Genomic DNA, 17,541 nt, shown 5'->3' with positions numbered 1-17,541 from the left:
TCAGGCGGCAGGCGTCTGCCACAGCCGCCCCGGACCCGACAGCGGCAGGCCGGCCTGCGCGGCCATGTGCCAGGCCAGCACCTGGTTCGAACTGAGGACAGGCAGGCCCAGTTCCGCCTCGATATCGTCGATCACGTCGAGCGAGCGCAGGTTGGTGCAACTGAGGAAAACCCCGTCTATCCCGCTGCGCCGCCCCAGATCCAGCGCCGCGGCGCGGATCGAGGCTGGGGCGATGCGCGCCACGCGGGCCTCGGTGGATTCGCCGAAACTGAGCGTCTCGGGCGCCTCTACGCCGGCCTCGGCCAGGGCCCGGCGCACCGGTTCGGCCACCGAGGCGACATAAGGTGACACGATGCCCAGCCGGGTGATGCCCAGCGCGCGCAGCGCGGCGCGGGCTGCGGTCAGCGGGTTGGTGGTGGCCTGGGTGTGGCAGGCGCCCTTGATCAACTCTCCGACCCGTTCGGGGCCGATCATGGTACTGCCCGAGGTGCAGGCGTATCCGACGCTGCCGAAACGGGCCGAGGGCGGCAACAGGCCGGCGGCGCTCGGCAGTTCCTGTTCCATTTCGGCCAGGGTTTCCGGGGTGACATCCGTGCCCGAGGGGATGCGGGTGAAATGCAGCGCCACGTCTGGGCTTGCGAAGAGGCGGCGGAAATCCTGTTCCACTGTCTCGTCCGATTGCAGCACGATCAGGCCAAGCGTGGCGGCGCTGCCGATGGGGCCGGTGAGGTCGTAGGGAAAAGGCTTCATGCGGGCAACTCCGGCAGGGTGGCAGGCGCGCGGCGGCTGAGAAGCTCGGGGCCACTGTCGCGCAGGACGATGTTTTCTTCATGGACAAGGATGCGTCCCGGCGCAATCTCGGCACCGGGTTCCAGCGTCAGCACCATGCCGGCGCGCAGTTCGGTCGTGTCCTTTGGCGTGAACGAGGGCCATTCGGTGAGCGTGAGGCCCAGCCCGTGACCCAGGCGTCCGCCACCGGGTTGCGCACCACGTCTGCGCAAGCCTTCGGTCAGGATGCGATGCGCGTCGCGGGCCAGCATGCCGGGGCGCAGCTGCTCCAGCGCGTCCTCGGTGGCGGCGAACAGGGCCGCGTGGGCGCGGCGGGCGGCATCCGGGGCCGGACCGATGGCATAATTGCGGTCGAAATCGCAGAAATACCCGTCTTTCACCGCGCCGGTGTCCAGCATCAGGATATCGCCCGATGTCAGCGGGCGCGCATCGGCGGGCGAGATCACGTCGCCATAGCCGCCCGGACCGGCACCGCCCGCGACATAGCTGACCCAATCCGCGCCCGTCTGCAGCAGCATGGACTGGAAGTCGCGGAATACCCGCTCCAATGGCACGCCGCCGCGCGCGAACTCCGCGACGCGGTCGAACGTGTCGGAGGCGATGGCGCAGATCGCGCGGATCCTGTCGATTTCGGCCTCTGACTTGATCTCGCGCACCCGTTGTACGACTGCGGTGGCGTCGGTGAACCGTCGCGGCGACAGCTGATCGGAAACCCGCAGGAAGTCGGCCAGAGGCATGCGAAGGTGGGTTTCCAGCCCCATCGGCAGGCCGATCCTGCCGGTTTCGGGTACAAGGGTGGCGAGCGTTTCGCACAGCAGGCTGACGCCGTCATCGACCGGATCGGGTGCGTCCCAGGTGCGGATATCGGTGATCCAGGTGCGGCTCATCAGGTCCGAACCGATGGCCGGGATCACCGCGACCGGATCGCCGGAGGCCGGGATCACCATGAACCACGGCCGGGCCGGGCTTTCCCAGAACCGGGTGAGAAAGCCGGTGACATAGAAGACATCCGCCGGAGAGGTCAGCAGCAGCGCGTCCAGCCCTGTTTCCGTCATTCCTGCCTGCAAGGCGGCGATGCGGCGGCGGTATTCCCGGGCCGGAAAGATCAATGAAGCGTCGGGCATGGGGCGGTCTCCGAACACGGGGCTGTGGGAAGAATGCACACAAACGCCGGGGATCGGGCGTGCCGGATGCGTCACGCGAAGGGACGCCTGCGACCGCTCAACGCGAAAGGATCAGGCGGCCGTCCGCGATCTCGATCCTGCTGAACCGTTGCAGGTACTCCATCCCGAGCAGCGATTCACTCATCTCGCCCTGGTTGACCCAGGCCGTGATGTTCTGATCGGCAAAACCGCCCAGTTGCACCTGATCGAGCTTCACCGGCGCCGTGCGCACCTCTCCATTGGCCGTGTAGGCGCGGCCGAAATAGTTCAGCGCGCCGGTGTCGATGCCCAGCCGGTCGGCGTCGGAATGGCTCAGCACCACCTGGCTGGCGCCGGTATCGACAAGGAAGCGCAGTGGTTGGCCATCGACGATGAGCGTCGCATAGTAATGTCCATCCGGGCTGCGCGGGATCTCGATCCGGTTTTCGCTGACCGAGATGCGTGGAGTGCCGTTGACGGTGCCGCGAATGTCCTCCCAAAGGCCGACCACCGCGATCACGCCGATGAAGATGAAGACCCAAGCCAGCGCCATCTGCACGGACTTGCCCAGGCTGGCCCGGTTATGGGTCACGAACCAGAACAACAAGGCTGCGCCAAGCAGCGACATATAGATCAGGCGGGCGGTGTCGTCTGTGTCCATGGGGTGTCTTTCCTGTGCGTCCGATCCCGATATGGGGTGTCAGGAAGCAAAGCCAAAGGCCCTCAGCCCGTCGAGGATGAACTGCACCGCGAGCGCGGCCAGCAGCATCCCCAGGAGCCGGGTCACGACATTGAGCCCCGTCTTGCCCAGCAGACGCGCCAGAAAACCCGAGATCATGTAGAGAAACAGCACCACGGCCAGGACAGCCAGCATCACGGCGATGACGGTGGCCAGTCCTTCGATGCCGGGGTGTTCGCCCGCCAGTAGGATCATGGTGGCGATCGAGCCCGGCCCGGCGATCAGCGGGATGCCCAGCGGAAACACCGACGGATCGGGGTGCGGTTCGGCCTCGGCCCGGTCCTCGCGCCGCTTGGTGCGGCGTTCGAACAGCATGTCGAGCGCGGTGAGGAACAGAAGTACGCCGCCCGCCACGCGGAACGCGGGCATCGAAATGCCCACGAAACCCAGCACCGCCTCGCCGAAGGCGGCGAACATGGCAAGGATGCCGGCCGCAGTCAGGCAGGCGCGCAGCGCGATGCCGCGCCGGGTTCGGCTGTCCATGCCCTGGGTCAGCGCCATGAAGATCGGCGTCTGGCCGGGCGGGTCGATCACCACGAAAAGCGTGGTGAAGGCGGTGATCAGAAAGGCGGTGTCCATCGTGGTCCGGTCGGTTTGGGTTGCCCGGTGTCTGACCACGAAACCGCCGGAAAGCCAAGTCTTGGTCCCAAGATAATCGCGAAGGCCGCGGCAAATGGCGGTTCCGGGATGTCGCGGGCCGCACAGGCGAGGAATAGCCTGCGATCAGTTTTCCATGAAGTCGGCCTTCCTTTATCCGCATGGACGATCAGCAGCCGGTCCGCCTGGTGGAGGTTCATGTCGGTGACCAAGCCCGGTGCGATACGGCCGGGTCAGCGCAGCGTCGGCGGCACATGCCAGCCGCCTTTGCGATCATGGCTTTCCAAAAGGGTTTTATGACTCCAGGCGGGCCGAATTTCTGGCCGAACATCGAATTTGCCGGGCTTTCCCGATTCCCTCGGGCGTTCGTTCCCGGCCAGGTGGTCGAGGCCGCAGCGCCCCTGCTGTCAACCTGCCTGCGCCTTGCAGGATCATCGCGCCTCGGCCGCGTCGAGTTGTTCCTGCGCTTCCAGCCACAGGGATTCCGCGCGCTCCATGGCGTCTTTCCACTCGGCATACTTGCGGTTCCAGATTTCCAGATCGGCGACCTTGTCATCGGCATATAGCGCGGGATCGGCCAGTTTGGCGGCCAGTTTCTCGTGCATGTCGTTGAGTTTCTCGACCCGGTCCTCGCATTTGCGGACCTCGGCGCGCAGGGCCAGCAGCGCATCCCGGCCGGGGCGCTTGGGCCTGGCCTCCTGCGGTTTCGCCGGTTCCGGCTTGTCGCGGGCGAGAAGGAAATCGCGATACGCCTCGAGATCGCCTTCGAAGGGTTTGACCGTTCCTTCCGATACCAGCCACAGCCGGTCGGCCACGAGGCTCAGCAGGTGCATGTCGTGGCTGACCAGGATCACCGCGCCGGTATAGTCGGTCAGCGCCTCGACCAGCGCCTCGCGGCTTTCGATATCCAGATGGTTTGTCGGCTCGTCGAGGATCAGCATGTGCGGCGCGTCGAGGGTGGCAATCAGCAGGCTCAACCGCGCCTTCTGCCCCCCCGAAAGCCGGCCCACCGCCGTTTCCGCCTGTTCGGCGCCCAGCCCGAACCCCGCCAGCCGCGCCCGCCATTTTGCTGGCGCCTCGTCGGGGCGCAGGCGGCGCAGGTGGTCGAGCGGGGTTTCGTCAACGTAAAGTTCGTCCACCTGGTGCTGCGCGAAATATCCGATCCGCAGCTTGGGCGAGCGGGTCATCCGCCCCGCCATCAGCGGCAGCCGGTCCGACAGCAGTTTCGACAGGGTCGATTTGCCCTGGCCGTTCCGGCCCAACAACGCGATCCGGTCGTCCTGGTCGATGCGCAGGTTCAGGCGCTTGAGCACTTCGGTGTCGCCATAGCCCGTCACCCCGCCTTCGAGATGGATGATCGGCGGCGACATCTCCTCGGGCCTGGGAAAGGTAAAGGCGCGCAGGGCGGCCTCTTGCGGGCTGCTGATCGGTTGCATCCGGGCCAGCGCCTTGAGGCGCGATTGCGCCTGTTTGGCCTTGTCCGCCTTGTAGCGGAAACGATCCACGTAAGATTGCAGATGCGCGCGACGCGCTTCCTGCTTCTTGGCCATCGCCTCGGCTTGGGCCAGTTTCTCGGCCCGCTGGCGGGCGAACTGGTCATAAGGCCCCTGGTAGAAGGTCAGCTTGCGGTCCTCCAGGTGCAGGATCGCGCCCACCGCGCGGTTCAAAAGCCCGCGGTCGTGGCTGATGATGATTACCGTGTGGGGGTATTTCGCCAAGTAGCTTTCCAGCCACAGCGCGCCTTCGAGGTCCAGATAGTTGGTCGGTTCGTCCAGGAGCAGCAGGTCGGGCTGGGAAAACAGGACCGCCGCCAGCGCCACGCGCATCCGCCAGCCGCCCGAAAAATCGGAACAGGGCCGCAACTGTTCCTCATCGTCGAATCCGAGCCCCTTGAGGATCGAGGCGGCGCGCGCCGGCGCGCTCCAGGCGTCGATATCGGCCAGCCGGGTCTGCACCTCGGCGATGCGGGCAGGGTCGGTGGCGGTTTCGGCCTCCGCCAACAGAGCGGTCCGCTCGGTATCGGCGGCCAGAACCGTGTCGATGAGTGACACGTCCGAGGCGGGCGCCTCTTGCGCGACGCCGCCGATGCGGGCGCGGCGGGGCAGGGCGATATCGCCCGATTCCAGTGCCAGCTCGCCCCGGATCAGGCGAAACAGCGTGGTCTTGCCGGTGCCGTTTCGTCCGACCAGCCCCACCTTGTGGCCATCGGGAATGACGGCGCTGGCGCCATCGAACAACGGCCGTCCCTCGACCGCGTAGGTGATGTTCTCGATCCTCAACATGGGCGCGCTCTTAACAGAGAGGCGCGGGGGCCGCCAGCGGCTTGGGATGGTCAAGCGCGTGGCCGCGTGATAGCGCGGAACGCAGCCGAAATTTGCCGGATCCGCCCATGCGCCCCGCCACCAACCCGCCGCATCTGATCACGCTTGTGCTGGCCACTGCACTGGCGGTGCTGACGCTGAACATGTTCCTGCCGTCGCTGGCGCATATCGCCCGGGATTTCGAGGTGGATTATGCGCTGGCCAACCTGTCCATCGCGGGGTACCTGATCGTCACCGGGGTCCTGCAACTGATCATGGGGCCCTTGTCCGACCGCTACGGGCGGCGGCCGGTGCTCCTGTGGTCGATGGCGGTGTTCGTTCTGGCCTCGGTCGGCTGTGCACTGGCCGACAACATCTGGGCGTTCCTGACCTTCCGGATGATCCAGGGCGCGGCGATCGCGGGGCAGGTGCTGCCGCGGGCGGCAATCCGCGATCTCTACCCGCCCTCGCAGGCCGCGGCGCGGCTGGGCCAGTTGTCCATGGCCATGGCGCTTGCCCCGATGCTGGGCCCGATGCTGGGCGGCGTGCTGCAAGGCCTGTTCGGCTGGCGCGCGGGTTTCGTACTCTACGCGGTCATGGGGTTCGGGATGCTGGCAGTGCTCTGGGTCGACATGGGCGAGACCAACCGGAACCGCTCGGCCACGTTCGGGGCGCAGATGCGGCAATATCCCCTGCTGTTCGGGTCGCGCCGCTTCTGGGGCTACAGCCTGTGCGCGGCGTTTTCGGTGGGCGGTTTCTACGCCTTCATCACCGGCGCGCCGATGGTGGCGGCGGCCTGGTTCGACCTCAGCCCCGCGATGCTGGGCCTTGGCATCGGCATCATCACGGCCGGCTTCATGGCCGGCAATTTCGTGACCGGCCGCATCGCAGCGCGGGTCGGGCTGATGCCGCTGGTTGTGGCCGGGCGCTGGGTGGCGAGCCTGGGGCCACTCCTGGGCCTGATGCTGTTTCTTGCCGGACAGGGCACGGTCTGGGTGTTCTTTGCCTCGGCCATATTCGTGGGCTTCGGCAACGGGCTGACGCTGGCCAATGCCAATGCGGGCCTGATGTCGGTGCGCCCGCATCTGGCCGGCAGCGCCTCGGGCCTGTCGGGAGCGTTGACGGTGGCACTCGGGGCCGCACTCACCTCGGCGACGGGCGTGGTCGTGAATGCCGGGAATGCGCCCTACGCGGTTCTGGGGCTGATGCTTGCGGCGAGCCTACTAAGCCTTTTGGCCGCGCTCTACACGCGCTGGGTCGATCTGCGCGAACCCCTGACCGGCACCTGACCCGAAGTTCCGGCGCCCCTGCACGGATATTGCGATCATGGCACTTTCCTTGCGTGCCCGGTCGTGCTAGGCGGCGCGCGATACATCCGGCGCGAACGGCGCGCCGCCAGATTCAAGGAGAGCCCCGATGGCACTGGAACGCACCTTTTCGATCATCAAGCCCGATGCAACCCGCCGCAACCTGACCGGCAAGATCAACGCCAAGTTCGAGGAAGCCGGCCTGCGCATCGTCGCGCAGAAGCGCATCCACATGACCAAGGAACAGGCCGGCAAGTTCTACGAAGTGCATGCCGCCCGCCCGTTCTATGACGAACTGTGCGAATTCATGTCCTCGGCCCCGGTCGTGGTGCAGGTGCTTGAAGGCGAGAACGCCATCGCCAAGAACCGCGAAGTGATGGGCGCCACCAACCCCGCCGACGCGGCCCCCGGCACCATCCGCGCCGAGTTTGCCGAGTCGGTCGGTGAGAACTCGGTCCACGGTTCGGACGCGCCGGAAACCGCGGCTGTCGAGATCGCCTATTTCTTCTCGGGCATCGAACTGGTCGGCTAAGACGACCCGGATCCGACGGATCCAAGGCCGTTGCCCTGTCCGGGTGGCGGCCTTGTTTCTTTCTGGTTAGAAAATACTCCGGGGGGCCGCCGCTTGCGGCGGCGGGGGCAGAGCCCCCGATCCCGAAGGCCGTATCAGGTCGGCTCGAGGTCGCCCGTGCCGACCCGCACACCCAGCGCATCCAGTTCCGCCACCAGCTTCGAGACCGGCTTTGGCGTTGCTGCCGCCTTGATCGCGTCGAACCTGGCGCGCAACGCCTGTTTTTCCTTGCCCTTGCAGTCGTTCCAGGGCCGGCCCTGCAAGCCCATGACCAGAACGTAATAGCCGATGAAATGCGGCCGCGTTCCCGCTTCGATCAACCGGGCATAGGCCGCATCCGGCCCGAGCGCGCGCAATTCCTGCGCCGACCGGATACCCGCACGGTCGCAGGCCGCCTCGAAGGCGGGACCAAGGTTGCGGATCGAGGATACGGGATCGGTCATGCCGTGATCTTAGGTATCGCTGGCTGATTTGTCACCCGAGCCGTCCCACGCTTGTCTGGCCTGCGGCACTGCGGTAGTCACGGTTTCGTGAGGGAGGTACCGCATGAACATTCTCGGACGTCTGTTGTACAAGTCGCGCAAGTTCTACGATGATGATTTCGATTGGGAAAGCTATACGGCAGACAGTTACGAGCGTCGTTTGAAGGGCGATATCGAAAGCCGGTTCAAGGCGATAACGAACGAAGGTGATCTTGCATTCGACGCCGGGACCGGCCGGGTCGAGGTCCGGGACGGCGCATTGCATCCGAATGTTCAGCTCATTCTTGAAACCATCGGCCATCTTCGGCCCGCTTCGGTGCACGAGGTTGGCTGCGGCGGCGGTGATCACATCGCGCATGCCGGATTGCTTTTCCCCGACATTCGAGTCACCGGCGGTGATCGGGGCGCCACTCAGCTGGATCTGGCCGTGGCGCGCCATCCGCAACTGGCGGGCCATGTCGGCATCCAGGACATCACCATGCCGTTCTCGGAACAATGGCCCAAGGCCGACCTGGTCTACAGCCAGGCCGTGATCATGCATATCCACACTGCGGTCAGCCATTTGGTGGCATTGGCCAACATGGTGCGACAGGCAGGAAAATACGTGCTGCTTGTCGAGAACGTGCAGTGCCACAATTTCGTGCAGGACCTGACCGCGCTGGCCGAGGGAGGTCACCTGTATTGGGACGAGACGCATCTGTACCAGGTGGAAGGATCCACCGGCGCGCGCGGCATCCTGCTGTCGAGGCAGGCGCTGGCCCTGCCTGAACTGGTCTCGGATTCCCAGATTCGGGCCGGTGAGGCGCCTTCCGTCCGGCGGCTGCGCCGGTCTGATCAGGACAGTGCCCGCGCGCTGGTGGGTTTCCAGCGGGCCTGGCGCAAATGAGATGACGGCGGGGGAGGCTGTGACATGAGTGATGCTGCGATGCGAGACCGGGCGATGCATCTGGACCTGACCGCCCCGCCGCCCAACTTCCTGGACGATCCGTTTCCCTACTATGACGCGCTGTTGGCGCATGCGCCGGTGCTCCCGCAACCCGATGGGTCTGTCCTGCTCAGCCGTCATGCGGATCTCGATCGCATCTATCGCGACACCACGCTCTATTCCTCGGACAAGAAGGCCGCATTCGGACCCAAGTTCGGGGTCGGTTCGCCGCTGTTCGAACATCACACGACCTCGCTTGTGTTCAATGATCCGCCGCTCCACACACGGGTGCGCAAGATCATGACCTCGGCGCTGACGCCGCGTGCGATCGCCCGGATGGAGCCGGGGCTGGTCGCGACAGTCGATCACCTGCTCGATGCGATGGAGGGGCGAAAGACGGTCGACCTGATCGAGGATTTCGCCTCGACCATCCCGATCCAGATCATTGGCAACCTGCTCGATGTGCCGATGGAGGAACGCGGGCCGCTGCGCGACTGGTCTCTTGTGATCCTGGGTGCGTTGGAGCCGAAACTGAACCCGGAACAACTGGCGCGCGGCCAGGCCGCGGTGACGGAGTTCAAGACCTATCTGCAGGATCTGGTGGCGCGGCGCCGGGCCCGGCCCGGCGATCCGGAAACCGACGTGCTGACGCGGCTGATCGAGGGCGAAGGCGCGGACCAGAAACTGTCGGAAATCGAGCTGCTGCAAAACTGCATCTTCATCCTGAATGCGGGGCACGAGACCACGACAAACCTGATCGGCAACGGTCTGGCCTTGCTGAACGATTACCCGGAAGAGCGCAGAAGACTGCTTGAAGACCCTGATCTATTGCCTTCTGCTGTCGAGGAAATTCTGCGATTCCGGTCGCCCAACCAGCTAGGCAACCGCGAAACCACCGCCGAGATCGAACTGGAGGGTCTGCGCCTGGCCAGGGGCACCAACCTGCATCTTTGCATCGGTGCGGCAAACCGCGATCCGGCGGTATTCGATGACCCAACCCGGTTCGACATCGCGCGCAAACCGAATCGGCACCTCGCCTTTGCCGGCGGGCCGCATGTCTGCGTCGGGTTGACCCTGGCGCGCCTCGAAGGGCGGATTGCCATCGGGCGATTGCTCGATCGCTTTCCGCGTTACCGCGTGCTGGACGGGCGGACGCCCGGTGGACGCATCCGGTTCCGTGGCTATGCGACGCTGCCGGCCGAGATGGATCCTTGATCGGCATCCGAAAGCCAGACCACGGACAAGACGAATCTTTCAAAGCGGGGCTTGCCGTGATTTGATGCCGGCATGACCAGCCCGAGCCCTGCATGCCTGAGCCCCGCATGATCGTCATTGCTGGAAAAGCCGCTCAAATGGTGCTGGCCGCTCCACCCGAGGGCCTGCGGTTCGTGATAACCGCGACAGATCGGTCCGACTTTGCGCTCCACGATTGTTTCGATCAGCCCTTGCGCCGGTCCGGGCGGGTGCTGCTGCGGATCGGCTATTGTCTTGACCTGCTTTCGGATGATCCGGGGTCCGTCAGGCAAAAGGTGAACCGGAAGCTGGGGTTGCCTGCCGAACTTCCCGCGGGGCCGGTGCGTGACGCGCTGACGGATCTCTCGTCGCTCAGGGCCTTGATGGCGCATTGCGCGGGCCAGTCGGAAACGCTTTTGGTCGCCGTGTTGGACGACATGGAAAAGACCTGCCTGCGCATGCAGATTGTCACCCTTGTGGCCGGAACCGGCACCGCGACATTGGTCCTGACGCAACCGATGCGCGGATACCGCAAGGTGCATGACCGGGTCATCGAGACTCTGCTGGGATTCGAGGGGGCGACGAAAGGGATCATGGGGCTCTGGCCGCTCCTGCTGCCGGAGGTCGAGCCCTACCAGTCGAAACCTGAAGTGCCGATCACGCCCGAGGAGCCGGCGTCGCTGGTCGCGACCGACCTGATCCGCTCGGCCCTGTCCGTCGCCCGGCAGAACGAGGCCGGGATCATCGACGACATCGACACCGAATTCCTGCATGACTACCGTGTCTGCCTGCGGCGTATCCGTTCGGTGCTGAGTCTGTTCCGGGATGTGTTTGCGCCCGAGACGACAGCCGAACTGAAGGACGCGTTCTCGGCCCTGATGGAACCCACCGGAAGGGTCCGTGATCTCGACGTGTACCTGCTTGGAAAACCTGTTTTCTTTGACCGCGTCCCCGTCTCTCTGCATCCGGGGCTGGAGCTGCTCTTTGCACGGATGCAGACGGAGCGCGATTTGGCGCAAAGAAAGCTGGTCAAGCATTTGCGCGGCGCGAACTATGCCGCCCGTATCGCCGCTCTGGAAACCCGGCTGAACGCCGCGGACGGGCTGCCACCGGGTTCGCAGGGCGATCAGCAGGCGCTGGACTATGCCTGCGTCCTGATCTGGGCGCGCTATCACAAGGTCTGCAAACTGGCCCGGCGCATTGACGACGCGACGCCGGACGAGGACGTGCACCGCCTGCGCATCCATTGCAAGAAGCTCAGATACCTCATGGAGTTCTTCGGGCCGCTGTTCCTGGCCAAGAAGTTTCGCAAAATCCTGAAACCTTTGAAGGTCTTGCAGGACAATCTTGGTCTTTTTAACGACTGTTCGGTGCAGCAGGAGGAACTGGGCGAATACCTTGAGCAGCGCAATGGGACGCCTGTCGACGTTGAACTTGCGGCGGCAGTGGGCGCGCTGCTGGCGACGCTGTCGCGTTTGCAGGCCGCCGAACGTGCGAGGATCGTCACCAGTTTCCAGGCCTTTGACAGCTCCAGGATCCGGTCGATTTTCGAAGATCTTTTTCACCAGCCAGCGGAGGGGCGGCAATAGGTCATGCAAGTCATCGCCTGTTACAGCAACAAGGGCGGTGTCGGCAAGACCGCCACATCGGTGAACCTGGCCCATGCCATCGCGCGCTCCGGGCGGCAGGTTCTGCTGTGCGATCTCGATCCGCAAGGGGCGTCCACCTATTATTTCCGGGTCAAACCGTCGAAAAAGCTGAGTGAAACGAAGTTCTTCGAAGATGTCGACCGGTTTGCCGACGCGATCCGCGCCAGCGATTTCGAAGGGCTCGATATTCTTCCGGCAAATCGCAGCTTCCGTGATTTCGACCGGTTCCTGAGCCGCATCCGCAACAAGCGGTCCCGCCTGACCAGGGCGCTGGCGGCGGGCGGGGCCGAATATGATGTAGTGGTGCTGGACTGCCCGCCGAACTTCTCGCTGCTTTCGGAAAACGTCTTTCGGGCGGCGGACCGGATCGTCGTGCCAGTCCCGCCCAGCACCCTGAGCGAACGGACATTCGAACAGCTTGTCGCGTTCTTCAAGGACCAGCGCTTGCCGCGCCAGAAGATTTCGGCCTTCTTCTCGATGGTCGAGCGGCGCAAGACGCTGCATCGGGAAACCATGGAGCGGATGCGCGCGACGCATCCCAAGCGCTTTCTGGAGGCGGCCATCCCTTACTCGGCGGATGTGGAACGCATGGGCCTGCGGCGCGCACCTGTTGCCGAGTTCGCGCCGCGCAGCGCGGCTGCCTCGGCCTATGCAGCCTTGTATCGGGAACTGGGCCTCTAGCTGCGCGGCAGGATCAGCCGCGCCTCCAGCCCCGGTTGCGCGTTGCGCGCCTCGAACCGGCCGCCCTGCATCCGGGCAATTGCCGCGGCCAGCGCAAGGCCAAGTCCGGAATTGCCGCCGGATCGCGCCGGGTCCAGTGTGACAAAAGGCTGTGCCAATCGCTCCAGATCAGTCTCGGGCACGCCCGGTCCGTGGTCGCGCACCGACAGCACCAGCGTGTCGTCCGACCGGGCGACGCGCACTTTCACCTCGGTCCCGCCCGGCGCATAACGCAACGCATTGTCGAGCAGGTTGGAGAGCGCCTGCGCCAGCAGAGCGGGGTGGCCCGGCAGGGTGGCCGCCTCGGTTTCGACAGAAAGACCAACGCCGTTTTCCTGTGCAAGGGGATCGTAGAACTCGGCCACGTCGCGGGCCAGTGCCGCAAGATCGACCGGTTCGAACTCTTCGCGGCCCAGCCCCGCCTCGGCCCGCGATATCTCGGTCAGCTGGGAAAACACCCGCAGCAGGTGGTCGACCTCGGCCAGCGCGCGGGCGGCGTCCACCTCCCGTTCGGCCATGCTGCGGTCGGGATCGGTCAGTGCCTCGACCCGCTGGCGCAGGCGCGACAAGGGCGAGCGCAGGTCATGCGCGATGGAATTGGAGGTGGTGCGCAGGTGGCCGACAAGTTCTTCGATCCTGTCCAGCATCTCGTTCAGGGTGCTGGCCATGCGATCGAATTCGTCCCCCGTGCCGCGCAGCGGAATGCGGCGGCTCAGATCGCCCGAGACGATTTCGCCGGCGGTGCGGCTGATGTCCTTGAGCCGCGAGAACACCAGACGAGTCAGGAACCAGCCGGTGAGCAGGCTGAGCGCCAGTGCCGCAAGCAGGGCCAGCGCGACCGAGCGCAGAAGAACACGGTCGAATTGCCGCCGTGCCGAGGCATCGCGCCCCACCAGCAGGCGTTCGCCGCCGGGCAGGCGGATCGAAGCGGCCGAAACCGGCACGTTTTCACGGGATTCCGTGCGGATCAGGTCCAGTTCAACCCAGCCGCTTCCCGGTTCGACATCGGGCGGCCAGCGCACCAGGTTCCCGGCCAGAACGGTGCCGAACGGGTCCGTCAACAGGTAGAGCGCGTCGCGTTCGGCGGCATCCTGAGTGCGGCGTTCGATGGCCTCGGTCAGGCCGAAAATGCCGCGCCGCTGATATTCGTCGGACAGGCCGGCCAGTTCGGCCGTCACCACCGACCGCGTCTCGCCCGCGATGGTCCGGTTCGCCGTGACATAGACCAGCGCCAGCACCGCCGCCGTCAGGAGCGTGCTCAGCACCATGCTGAGTAGCACCAGCCGTGTTCGGGCATTTCGCATGATGCCCAATGACTTACCCATCGGAGATCATGTAACCTGCGCCGCGCACGGTCTCGATCAGAGGGGTCTCTGCGCCTTCGTCGATCTGCCGGCGGAGTTTCGAGATATGGACATCCACGATATTGGTGTTGGGATCGAAATGATAGTCCCATACCCCTTCCAGAAGCATCGTGCGGGTCACCACCCGGTTCTTTCGCCGCAGAAAGAATTCGAGGATCTGGAATTCCCTCGGTGTCAGGGTGATATCGCGTCCTGCCCTGGTCACCCTGCGTCGCAACAAATCCATCTCCAGATCGCGGCAGGTCAGGGTTGCGGCCTCCTGCGTGTCCTTTGGGCGTCTCAGCAAGGCTTCGACGCGGGCCAGAAGCTCCTGAAAGGAAAAGGGTTTCACGAGGTAGTCGTCGGCGCCCGCGCGAAGTCCCTTGACGCGCTCGTCAACCGCGCTCATCGCCGTCAGCATGATGACCGGAGTTTTCAACCCGGCTGCCCGGATCGACTTGATCAGAGACAGGCCGTCAAGTCCGGGCAACATCCGGTCCAGAACCACCGCATCGAAGCCGCCATCCGTGGCATGAAACAGCCCTTCGCGCCCGTCGGCGGCGCTTTCAACGGAAAACCCTTCCTCGGCAAATCCCTTGGCCAGGAAGTCGCGGGTTTCGGTGTCGTCCTCGACGATCAGAACACGTCGGCTCATGCGAAATTTGGTCCTTTTTTCACAGGATATATCCAAGACTTTCATCAAATGCACGTGCCGGGCGCGGATGGGGTCGCGCCCGGCTTGCCCGGGTCCAGGCATGAATGACCCGGACTGTGCACCGCCCCGGCGCCAAGGATCGTCTTGAGTGGTGGCAACGCGGGGCGGAGGGGATCAGGCGAGGCGAACGGCGACGAACAGCTGGTTGCCGTCGCGGTCGATCAGAACCAGCGCCGGGTCGGTCTTTTGCTTGTCCAGCGCGTCCTTGAGCGCAGCAGGGCTGGCGGTATCCGTCCCACCGACACGCAGGATCACATCGCCGCGGCGCACGCCGGCCCTGGCCGCCGGGCCGCTCGGGTCGACATCGGTGACAAGCACACCGCTGATATCGTCTTTGATCCCGGCCTGTGCGCGGGTCTCGTCGGTGAGCGGGGCCACGGTCAGGCCCAGAGCCGGTGTTTCGGCGGGATCAGCCGGGGTGATCTTGTCCGCTGAAGCCGATTGCAGGTGCTGGCCGATGGTAACGGTCACATCCTGTGCCTTGCCGTTCCGGATGACACGGACATTGGCCTTGGTCCCGACTTCGGTCGCTCCGACCAGACGGGGCAGGTCTGCGCTCGACTTCACGTCCTTGCCTTCGAAGGCGATGATCACGTCGCCTGGGTTGAGACTGCCGTCTGCGGGGCTGTCCTCGACCACGTCGGACACCAGCGCGCCGTTCGGGCTGTCCAGCCCCATGGCGGCCGCGATATCGGCGCCGACGTTCTGAATCGACACGCCCAGCCAGCCGCGATCGACATGGCCGTCCTCGCGCAGATCCGCGATCACATGTTCGACGATGTTCGAGGTGACGGCAAAACCCAATCCGACCGAGCCGCCGGTGGGCGAATAGATGGCCGAGTTCACACCGACCACCTCACCTTCCATGTTGAACAACGGTCCGCCCGAGTTGCCCTTGTTGATGGCGGCATCGGTCTGGATGAACTCGGCATAAGGCCCGTCGGAGATGTTGCGCCCCTTGGCCGAGACGATGCCGGACGTGACGGTCGAACTGAGGCCGAACGGGTTGCCCACGGCCACCACGTCCTCACCCACGCGGATGGTGTCGCTGTCGCCCAGTGTCACGGCCGGCAGGTCCACGCCCGCGTCGATGCGCAACAGCGCAAGATCGGTCAGCGGGTCGGTGCCGATCACCTCGGCGGTGAACTCGCGGTCGTCGCTCAGCCGGATGGTAACGGTATCAGCGCCTTCGACCACATGGTTGTTGGTCACGATATAACCATCGGTGTCGAGGATGAAGCCCGAGCCGAGCCCCTGCCGCGGGCCCTGATGCGGCGGCTCGAACCCTTCCGGGCCGCCGAACTGGCGGAAGAATTCGCCAAACGGGGTGCCTTCGAACGGGTTGGGCTGGCTATTCATCTGACGCGGCTTGGCTTTTTCAGACGCAAGCACGGTCACAACCGAGGGCGAGACACGCTCGACCAGGTCAGCCAGAGCCTCATCGGCAAGGCCGGGAAGGGCGGTCGATCCCATCAGGACCGCACCCAGCAGCGGTGCAGCGGCCCAATTCGGAACGGAGGGGGTCAGTTTGCGGGACATGCGAATGCTCATCTTGTTCTCCTGTCAGTGTCCCGGTTGTTCCGGGTCTGACAAAAGGGATAGTCTCGCAGTCTGATCCTTTGCTGATCCCCGGATTAAACTTCGTTAATCCGGATGCCGGCTAGGCATGCCGTTCGCCGATATCCCAGAAAAGCCCCGCCATGACCTGTGCGGCCTGCCGCATCGTTGGCGCCAGGACATGTTCGTTGGGCGCGTGCTGGTTACAGCCCGCGTAGGAATGCGGCAGCCAGATCGTGGGCAGGCCCAGGACATCGGCAAAGCATTCGTTCGGCAGCGATCCGCCAAGGTTCGGCAGGACATGCGGCGGCGCACCGATGGTTTCGGTGACCGAAGCGATGGCAAATTGCGCCCAGGGGTGCCCGGGGTCCAGACGGGTCGCCGTAAAGGGCAATTCCTCGCTCTCGACGATCTCGACCATGCCGAACCCATGTCTGTCGAGATGGGCGCGCAGGACGGGCAGGATAGCTTCCGGCCGGGTGCCCACCACAAATCGCAACTGGCAGGTGGCCCGCGCTTCGCCCGCGATGGCGTTCACCGGGGCCTCGGGCACGCCGGCTGTCATCGCGAGGATGGCAAAGGAATTCCAGCCATAGACCCGCTCGGCCGCACTCAGACCCGGCTCGCCCCAATCGGGATCGGCGCCCGCCGGTTCGGGCAGGGCGGCCAGCACTGCACGGATCTCGTCGGTCAGGCTGTCGGGCCGCCATTCCGGCACCCGGATCGCACCGCGCGCATCGGTGATCGTCGCCAGCGCCTGCGCCAGGATCATAGCCGGGTCGGTCAGCAGCCCGCCCCAGTTGCCGGAATGATGCGCGCCGGGCCGCAACCGCACCCGCAGGTCGAAGTTCAGTGCCCCGCGCGCGCCCATGAAAATCGTCGGATGCGCGGGGTCCAGTCGCGGCCCGTCGGAGGCGATCAGCACATCCGCATTCAATGCCTCCGCCTCGGTCCGGCACAGATCAGCCAACCCGGGCGAACCGATCTCCTCGCCCATCTCGATCAGAAGTTTCAGGTTGAACCCCAACCGCCCCCGTTCCGCCAGCACCGCCCGCAGCGCGGTCAGGTTGACAAGGTGCTGTCCCTTGTTGTCGGCGCTGCCGCGGCCATAGAACCGCTCGCCTCGCTGTGTCAGCTGGAACGGATGCAGACCTTCGGCCCAGGCATCGGTTTGCGCGCGGGTGACATCGCCATGGCCATAGCTGAGGATCGTGGGCAAGTCCGGCGCTTCGATCCGTTCCGCCAGCAGAAAGGGCGCGCCATTCGGGTCGGGATTGGGCAGCAGGCGCGCTGTCATGCCAAGCGCCGCCAGATGCGGCGCCAGCGCTTCGGTCAGATAGGCCCGCAATGCGCTCGCGCGCCCCGCGGCCTGGCTTTCGGTTTCCTGCGCCACCAGCGTTGCCAGGTCCTGCCAGAAACGTCCCGAGTAAAACTCCGCCTCTGCCCGCGCGATCGCGTCCGGTCTGCCCATG

Annotated in this window: 16 protein-coding genes; 6 read left to right on the top strand and 10 right to left on the bottom strand. The window is 65.2% G+C overall.

Annotation, left to right across the window (positions count from 1 at the left end; genetic code table 11):
* The 5 genes from BLT75_RS01830 to BLT75_RS01810 all read right to left on the bottom strand — a co-directional run bounded on the left by BLT75_RS01830 (position 1) and on the right by BLT75_RS01810 (position 5,549).
* Positions 1–750, bottom strand: coding sequence for a maleate cis-trans isomerase family protein (locus BLT75_RS01830; protein WP_093027099.1), 750 nt, complete (start codon positions 748–750; stop codon positions 1–3).
* Positions 747–1,913 carry a M24 family metallopeptidase gene (locus BLT75_RS01825; RefSeq protein ID WP_093027097.1) on the bottom strand — a complete coding sequence of 389 codons (1,167 nt, stop codon included), beginning with the start codon at positions 1,911–1,913 and terminating at the stop codon, positions 747–749. The genes BLT75_RS01830 and BLT75_RS01825 overlap by 4 nt, the downstream gene beginning before the upstream one ends.
* A 97-nt stretch (positions 1,914–2,010) precedes the next feature.
* Positions 2,011–2,592, bottom strand: a complete 582-nt coding sequence (locus tag BLT75_RS01820) for a retropepsin-like aspartic protease family protein (RefSeq protein WP_093027095.1) — start codon at positions 2,590–2,592, stop codon at positions 2,011–2,013.
* Positions 2,593–2,631: 39 nt separating this feature from the next.
* Positions 2,632–3,249 (bottom strand): MarC family protein, encoded by a 618-nt coding sequence (locus BLT75_RS01815; protein ID WP_093027335.1) that lies wholly within the window; start codon positions 3,247–3,249, stop codon positions 2,632–2,634.
* Positions 3,250–3,698: 449 nt separating this feature from the next.
* Complete coding sequence (locus BLT75_RS01810) at positions 3,699–5,549, bottom strand: ABC-F family ATP-binding cassette domain-containing protein (protein WP_093027093.1); 1,851 nt, start codon at positions 5,547–5,549, stop codon at positions 3,699–3,701.
* A gap of 107 nt (positions 5,550–5,656) precedes the next feature.
* On the opposite strand from BLT75_RS01810, the gene BLT75_RS01805 reads away from it, so the two are divergent.
* Positions 5,657–6,856, top strand: a complete 1,200-nt coding sequence (locus BLT75_RS01805; RefSeq protein ID WP_093027091.1) for a multidrug effflux MFS transporter — start codon at positions 5,657–5,659, stop codon at positions 6,854–6,856.
* A gap of 127 nt (positions 6,857–6,983) precedes the next feature.
* On the top strand, positions 6,984–7,406 hold the full coding sequence (gene ndk / locus BLT75_RS01800; RefSeq protein ID WP_093027089.1) for a nucleoside-diphosphate kinase: 423 nt from the start codon (positions 6,984–6,986) through the stop codon (positions 7,404–7,406).
* Between the two features lie 134 nt (positions 7,407–7,540).
* On the opposite strand, the gene BLT75_RS01795 is transcribed toward ndk, so the two are convergent.
* Positions 7,541–7,888, bottom strand: a complete 348-nt coding sequence (locus tag BLT75_RS01795; protein WP_093027087.1) for a TfoX/Sxy family DNA transformation protein — start codon at positions 7,886–7,888, stop codon at positions 7,541–7,543.
* Positions 7,889–7,991: 103 nt separating this feature from the next.
* Between BLT75_RS01795 and BLT75_RS01790 the strand changes: the two genes are divergently transcribed.
* The 4 genes from BLT75_RS01790 to BLT75_RS01775 all read left to right on the top strand — a co-directional run bounded on the left by BLT75_RS01790 (position 7,992) and on the right by BLT75_RS01775 (position 12,415).
* Entirely contained in the window at positions 7,992–8,813 is an 822-nt protein-coding gene (locus BLT75_RS01790) for a methyltransferase domain-containing protein (protein WP_093027085.1), read from the top strand.
* A 24-nt stretch (positions 8,814–8,837) separates the two neighbouring features.
* Entirely contained in the window at positions 8,838–10,067 is a 1,230-nt protein-coding gene (locus tag BLT75_RS01785; RefSeq protein WP_093027083.1) for a cytochrome P450, read from the top strand.
* A gap of 92 nt (positions 10,068–10,159) precedes the next feature.
* Positions 10,160–11,674, top strand: coding sequence for a CHAD domain-containing protein (locus BLT75_RS01780; protein ID WP_093027081.1), 1,515 nt, complete (start codon positions 10,160–10,162; stop codon positions 11,672–11,674).
* 3 nt (positions 11,675–11,677) lie between these two features.
* Positions 11,678–12,415, top strand: a complete 738-nt coding sequence (locus BLT75_RS01775) for a ParA family protein (RefSeq protein ID WP_093027079.1) — start codon at positions 11,678–11,680, stop codon at positions 12,413–12,415.
* Here the strand turns inward: BLT75_RS01775 and BLT75_RS01770 are convergent.
* From BLT75_RS01770 to BLT75_RS01755, 4 genes are all read right to left on the bottom strand, one after another.
* Positions 12,412–13,779: a sensor histidine kinase gene (locus BLT75_RS01770; protein ID WP_093027077.1), complete on the bottom strand. Its 1,368-nt coding sequence runs from the start codon at positions 13,777–13,779 to the stop codon at positions 12,412–12,414. The two genes, BLT75_RS01775 and BLT75_RS01770, sit on opposite strands and share 4 nt — an antisense overlap.
* The gene (locus BLT75_RS01765) at positions 13,772–14,452 is read right to left on the bottom strand and encodes a response regulator transcription factor (RefSeq protein WP_093027075.1); all 681 of its coding nucleotides are present in this window, start codon (positions 14,450–14,452) and stop codon (positions 13,772–13,774) included. The genes BLT75_RS01770 and BLT75_RS01765 overlap by 8 nt, the downstream gene beginning before the upstream one ends.
* Positions 14,453–14,626: 174 nt before the next feature.
* On the bottom strand, positions 14,627–16,063 hold the full coding sequence (locus tag BLT75_RS01760) for a DegQ family serine endoprotease (protein WP_093027073.1): 1,437 nt from the start codon (positions 16,061–16,063) through the stop codon (positions 14,627–14,629).
* Positions 16,064–16,172: 109 nt separating this feature from the next.
* The gene (locus BLT75_RS01755; RefSeq protein ID WP_093027071.1) at positions 16,173–17,540 is read right to left on the bottom strand and encodes a M20 family metallopeptidase; all 1,368 of its coding nucleotides are present in this window, start codon (positions 17,538–17,540) and stop codon (positions 16,173–16,175) included.
* Between the last annotated feature and the right edge of the window lies 1 nt (position 17,541).

The sequence above is a fragment of the Ruegeria marina genome, assembly GCF_900101475.1.
Taxonomy (GTDB): Bacteria; Pseudomonadota; Alphaproteobacteria; order Rhodobacterales; family Rhodobacteraceae; genus Ruegeria_B; species Ruegeria_B marina.
This window is presented reverse-complemented; position numbering and strand designations above follow the sequence as displayed.

Coding starts and splice junctions, on each gene's coding strand:
- BLT75_RS01815 (WP_093027335.1), bottom strand. CDS start 3,249: ATGGACACCGCCTTTCTGATCACCGCCTTCACCACGCTTTTCGTGGTG.
- BLT75_RS01830 (WP_093027099.1), bottom strand. CDS start 750: ATGAAGCCTTTTCCCTACGACCTCACCGGCCCCATCGGCAGCGCCGCC.
- BLT75_RS01805 (WP_093027091.1), top strand. CDS start 5,657: ATGCGCCCCGCCACCAACCCGCCGCATCTGATCACGCTTGTGCTGGCC.
- BLT75_RS01765 (WP_093027075.1), bottom strand. CDS start 14,452: ATGAGCCGACGTGTTCTGATCGTCGAGGACGACACCGAAACCCGCGAC.
- BLT75_RS01770 (WP_093027077.1), bottom strand. CDS start 13,779: ATGGGTAAGTCATTGGGCATCATGCGAAATGCCCGAACACGGCTGGTG.
- BLT75_RS01825 (WP_093027097.1), bottom strand. CDS start 1,913: ATGCCCGACGCTTCATTGATCTTTCCGGCCCGGGAATACCGCCGCCGC.
- ndk (WP_093027089.1), top strand. CDS start 6,984: ATGGCACTGGAACGCACCTTTTCGATCATCAAGCCCGATGCAACCCGC.
- BLT75_RS01775 (WP_093027079.1), top strand. CDS start 11,678: ATGCAAGTCATCGCCTGTTACAGCAACAAGGGCGGTGTCGGCAAGACC.
- BLT75_RS01785 (WP_093027083.1), top strand. CDS start 8,838: ATGAGTGATGCTGCGATGCGAGACCGGGCGATGCATCTGGACCTGACC.
- BLT75_RS01755 (WP_093027071.1), bottom strand. CDS start 17,540: ATGGGCAGACCGGACGCGATCGCGCGGGCAGAGGCGGAGTTTTACTCG.
- BLT75_RS01810 (WP_093027093.1), bottom strand. CDS start 5,549: ATGTTGAGGATCGAGAACATCACCTACGCGGTCGAGGGACGGCCGTTG.
- BLT75_RS01780 (WP_093027081.1), top strand. CDS start 10,160: ATGCCTGAGCCCCGCATGATCGTCATTGCTGGAAAAGCCGCTCAAATG.
- BLT75_RS01760 (WP_093027073.1), bottom strand. CDS start 16,063: ATGAGCATTCGCATGTCCCGCAAACTGACCCCCTCCGTTCCGAATTGG.
- BLT75_RS01795 (WP_093027087.1), bottom strand. CDS start 7,888: ATGACCGATCCCGTATCCTCGATCCGCAACCTTGGTCCCGCCTTCGAG.
- BLT75_RS01790 (WP_093027085.1), top strand. CDS start 7,992: ATGAACATTCTCGGACGTCTGTTGTACAAGTCGCGCAAGTTCTACGAT.
- BLT75_RS01820 (WP_093027095.1), bottom strand. CDS start 2,592: ATGGACACAGACGACACCGCCCGCCTGATCTATATGTCGCTGCTTGGC.